Origin of the sequence: Acinetobacter lactucae (assembly GCF_013344765.1) — a bacterium.
GTDB classification, from domain to species: domain Bacteria; phylum Pseudomonadota; class Gammaproteobacteria; order Pseudomonadales; family Moraxellaceae; genus Acinetobacter; species Acinetobacter lactucae_A.
Genome location: NZ_JABVBF010000215.1, coordinates 1 through 4,873 on the forward strand (window position 1 = coordinate 1; position 4,873 = coordinate 4,873).

At 41.5% G+C, this 4,873-nt stretch carries 3 protein-coding genes; all 3 read right to left on the minus strand.

The annotated features are described in order from the left end of the window. Positions 1 to 185: 185 nt before the first annotated feature. Positions 186 to 1,469: a ribonucleotide-diphosphate reductase subunit beta gene (locus tag HUN22_RS15600; RefSeq protein ID WP_125698926.1), complete on the minus strand. Its 1,284-nt coding sequence runs from the start codon at positions 1,467 to 1,469 to the stop codon at positions 186 to 188. Positions 1,470 to 1,607: 138 nt separating this feature from the next. Further along, on the minus strand, positions 1,608 to 1,742 hold the full coding sequence (locus HUN22_RS15605) for a hypothetical protein (protein WP_002120013.1): 135 nt from the start codon (positions 1,740 to 1,742) through the stop codon (positions 1,608 to 1,610). Between the two features lie 56 nt (positions 1,743 to 1,798). Then, positions 1,799 to 4,633: a ribonucleoside-diphosphate reductase subunit alpha gene (locus HUN22_RS15610; RefSeq protein ID WP_174731233.1), complete on the minus strand. Its 2,835-nt coding sequence runs from the start codon at positions 4,631 to 4,633 to the stop codon at positions 1,799 to 1,801. Positions 4,634 to 4,873: the final 240 nt, after the last annotated feature.

The following is a 4,873-nucleotide window of genomic DNA, read 5'->3' on the forward strand; positions in this document are numbered from 1 at the left end:
TTTTTAAGTTTCCCAATAAGAAATCTAGATTTCTTATTGGGTGTTTATAAAAATTTTCTTAATGACAACTTATGTGTCGCTCAATGACATTTTATGCGTCGCAAATGACAACTTATGTGTCGCTCAATGACATTTTATGCGTCGCAAATGACAACTTATGTGTCGCGTGACGTAGATACTGAAACTTACCAGCTTAACGCACCACCAGTTTGGTAGTCAGTTACGCGAGTTTCAAAGAAGTTCTTCTCTTTACGTAAGTCCATCATCTCAGACATCCACGCAAATGGGTTAGTTACACCAGCAAATTGCTCTGGTAAACCTAACTGAGCTAAACGACGGTTACAGATGAATTTCAAATATTCTTCCATCATGCTTGCGTTCATACCCAATACACCGCGTGGCATTGTGTCACGTGCATATTCGATTTCAAGCATCGTACCTTCAACAATCATTTGAACCACTTCTTGTTGGAACTCAGCAGTCCAAAGGTGAGGGTTCTCAATCTTGATTTGGTTAATCATGTCGATACCAAAGTTCAAGTGCATAGATTCATCACGCAAGATGTATTGGAATTGCTCAGCAACACCGTTCATCTTGTTACGACGACCCATACTCAAAATTTGAGTAAAGCCACAGTAGAAGAAGATCCCTTCAAGTACACAGTAGAATGCGATCAGGTTACGAAGTAAACGCTGGTCGTTTTCAGGTGTGCCCGTGTGGAAATTAGGGTCAGTTAAAGACTGAGTATATTTCAAGCCCCAAGCTGCTTTACGTGCAACAGATGGAACTTCACGGTACATGTTGAAGACTTCGCCTTCGTCCATACCTAAAGATTCGATACAGTATTGGTAAGCGTGAGTGTGAATCGCTTCTTCAAACGCTTGACGCAAGATGTACTGACGGCATTCTGGGTTAGTAATGTGACGATAAATCGCCAATACCAAGTTGTTTGCAACCAAAGAGTCCGCAGTCGAGAAGAAACCTAAAGAACGCATAACAATAGTACGCTCATCTTCGGTCAAGCCATTTTCAGACTTCCAAAGCGCGATGTCATGGTTCATGTTAACTTCTTGAGGCATCCAGTGGTTTGCACACCCGTCAAGATATTTCTGCCAAGCCCACTCATATTTAAATGGTACAAGTTGGTTCAAGTCCGCACGACAGTTAATCATTGCTTTGTCGTCAACTTGAACACGTTGAGCACCCATTTCTAGCTCTTCAAGGCCAGGGGCAACGTCTAAGTGTTCTAAGGCTTGAGCGGCTCTAGCCACTGTATCGGAGGCAACTGTTGGTCGCACGGAATGGGTTCCAGCGGATTGTGGAGCTGCCACGCTCGGCGATGATGGCTGCGCAGTAGATACATTCTGCGAATCTGACGCTTTTTCCGATTGGACGGGCGCAGACTTGTGTTCAGGTGTAGTCGGTTTTTGCGAATCATCTTCAAAATCGTCCCAACTAAGGATAGACATTTTTGTTCTCTCTTCGTTGTATATATCTATATTTGACATCTCTTAAACGAAGATGTCCCTACTATACGCTTTTAATGTGTAAACAAAATTAAGTTTTATTGATGCATGACCAAATTTTGGGCCTTTGGTCTCTACTCCCTACAACTTATTTTGTTTACGCTGCTGCTTACGTATTGTGATAAATGCGTAAACCATGGGCATATAAAAGAAAATAAAGGCAAAGATTAAAACTCCAACACCAAGCATATAGTTATGGCTGAGATGAGAAAGCATAATCTTTACCTCTTTTAAAATTGCTCTTTAGTGAAAAAGAGCAATTTTATTGAATGTTATTGGCAAGCTTCACAATCAGGGTTGTCGATTGAACAAGCCATTGGTACTGGAGCTGCTTGAGTAAAGCCTTCTTCTTCAACCGCTGCTTCTGGTTTCTTCGCGTCTACAACAGGGACAGCAACAGCCGCTGCTTCAACAGTCGCAGGTTTAACTGCGTTTAAAGCACCTGTGTTAATTGTAGATTTTTCAGCAGAAGTTGCACCTAAAGCTCGGAGGTAATAAGTCGTCTTAAGACCACGTAACCATGCCATCTTGTAAGTGATGTCAAGTTTCTTACCATTTGCACCAGAGATGTAAAGGTTAAGCGATTGAGCTTGATCAATCCATTTTTGACGGCGTGATGCAGCATCAACGATCCAACGTGTATCCACTTCAAACGCAGTAGCAAAGATTGCTTTTAATTCTTCAGGAATACGAGCAATTTTTTGTACTGAACCTTCAAAGTGTTTAAGGTCGTTAACCATTACTGTGTCCCAAAGACCGCGATCTTTTAATGCACGAACGAGGTATGGGTTAATAACAGTGAATTCACCAGACAAGTTAGATTTCACATATAAGTTCTGGAATGTTGGCTCAATAGACTGAGAAACACCACAAATGTTAGAGATGGTTGCAGTTGGAGCAATTGCCATCACGTTTGAGTTACGCATACCGTCTTTTTGAACTTTGGCACGTAAAGTGTCCCAGTCTAAACGTTGAGTACGGTCAACTTCGAACATGCGCTCTGGACGAGATTTCGCAACAATTTCTAAAGAGTCGATTGGAAGGATACCTTGATCCCACAATGAACCTTTGAATGTTGAGTAAGCACCACGTTCAACAGCCAAGTTGCTTGAAGTTTCAATCGCGTAGTAGCTAATTACTTCCATTGATTCATCTGCAAAATCAACAGCAGCGTCTGAACCGTAAGCAATACCCATTTCATATAGAGCATCTTGGAAGCCCATGATACCCATACCCACAGGGCGGTGTTTCAAGTTAGAGTTTTTCGCTTGTGGTACAGCGTAGTAGTTAATGTCGATCACGTTATCGAGCATACGTACAGCTGTTTTAATGGTGCGAGCTAATTTCTCACGATCTAACACACCACCTTGAACGTGTTGTACAAGGTTGATCGAACCCAAGTTACATACTGCAATTTCGTCTTGATTTGTGTTCAAGGTAATTTCAGTACATAAGTTAGATGAGTGAACTACGCCAACATGTTGTTGTGGTGAACGTAAGTTACATACATCTTTGAATGTGATCCACGGATGACCAGTTTCAAACAACATAGAAAGCATTTTGCGCCATAAATCTTTAGCACGTACTTTCTTGTGTAGCATGTTGGTTTCTTTCGCTACAGACTCATAGTAAGCATAACGCTCAGCAAATTCAGCACCAGTTAAATCGTGCAAGTCTGGAGTTTCAGAAGGAGTAAATAATGTCCATTCACCATCTTCAAATACACGTTGCATAAACAAGTCTGGAACCCAGTTCGCAGTGTTCATGTCGTGAGTACGGCGACGGTCATCACCCGTGTTTTTACGAAGCTCTAAGAATTCTTCGATGTCTAAGTGCCAAGTTTCTAGGTATGCACACACAGCACCCTTACGCTTACCACCTTGGTTTACTGCAACAGCTGTATCGTTCGCAACTTTCAAGAATGGAACAACACCCTGAGACTTACCGTTTGTACCTTTAATATAAGAGTTCAAGGCACGTACAGGTGTCCAGTCATTACCTAAACCACCAGCCCATTTAGAAAGCATTGCGTTGTCACGCATTGCGCCATAAATGTCATAAAGGTCATCGCCAATTGTTGTTAAGTAACAACTTGAAAGCTGTGGACGTAATGTACCTGAGTTAAACAGGGTAGGCGTAGATGCCATGTAGTCGAAGCTAGACAATAAGTTATAGAACTCAATGGCACGTTCTTCTTTGTCTTGCTCATTGAGTGCAAGGCCCATTGACACACGCATGAAGAATAATTGTGGTAATTCGAAGCGAACGCCGTTTGAGTGAATGAAGTAACGGTCAAATAAAGTCTGTAAACCTAAATAGGTAAATTGATTAGAACGTTCTGGCTGAATTGCTGCTGATAATTTTTCTAAGTCGAAGTCAAGCAAGTCAGGTGAAAGCAAATCAAGCTCAACACCTTTTTTCAAGAATGCTTCAAGTGCATTGTTTTCTGGTGTGTCTGTTGATAAACCTAAGAATGCTAAACCTGTACCTACTAATTCGTTACAAAGCAAACGTGCAGTCACGTAAGTGTAGTTAGGTTCTTGTTCAATACGGGTACGTGTTGCCATCATCATTGTCGTGGCAATATCACTTTCTTTTACGCCGTTATATAAGTTTTTAACGGTTTCATCGACAATGGCTTGAACGTCAATACCTTCCAAACCTTCAGCTGCCTTAGAAACAGTTGCTTGCAATGCACTTAAATCAAGTGGCTGAAGCTGACCGTTTGCGTCGGTAACTTGTAAAGTAGGGTGGTGGTTTGAGTTCGTTTGCTGACGAGCGCTAGCACGTTGTTCACGGTAAATCACATAAGCGCGGGCAACTTTTTGTTCCCCAGTACGCATTAAAGCAAGTTCTACTTGATCTTGAATTTCTTCAATATGGATCGTACCACCCGATGGTAAACGGCGAGTGAAAGTATTTAATACCATTTCCGTCAACTGGGTAATACGGTCATGAATACGGCTAGAATCCGAACTCTGTTGACCTTCCACAGCAAGAAAAGCTTTACCAATCGCAACTGAAATTTTCTCTGCATCAAATGCAGCAACATCTCCAGTGCGCTTAATCACCTGAATTTGACCGGGAGTCGAAGTAATTACGCTCATGCCAGCATAGCTCCATTGTCACTTTTGTTATGTTCATAGACCGTTTGAACCGAGCAAAAAACATGCCACGATATTTGAGGGATAAACACAAGACTTAGTAGTTAAAGTTTATTTTCAACACAAGATACGGGATTTTTCATAGCAGATCAATCTTGACTTTTTAGTAATTTTTTATCTGTATGATTTGATGGGAGATAGCATAGCAAAGCTGTTAAAAATCACTTATAGATAACTTTGTGG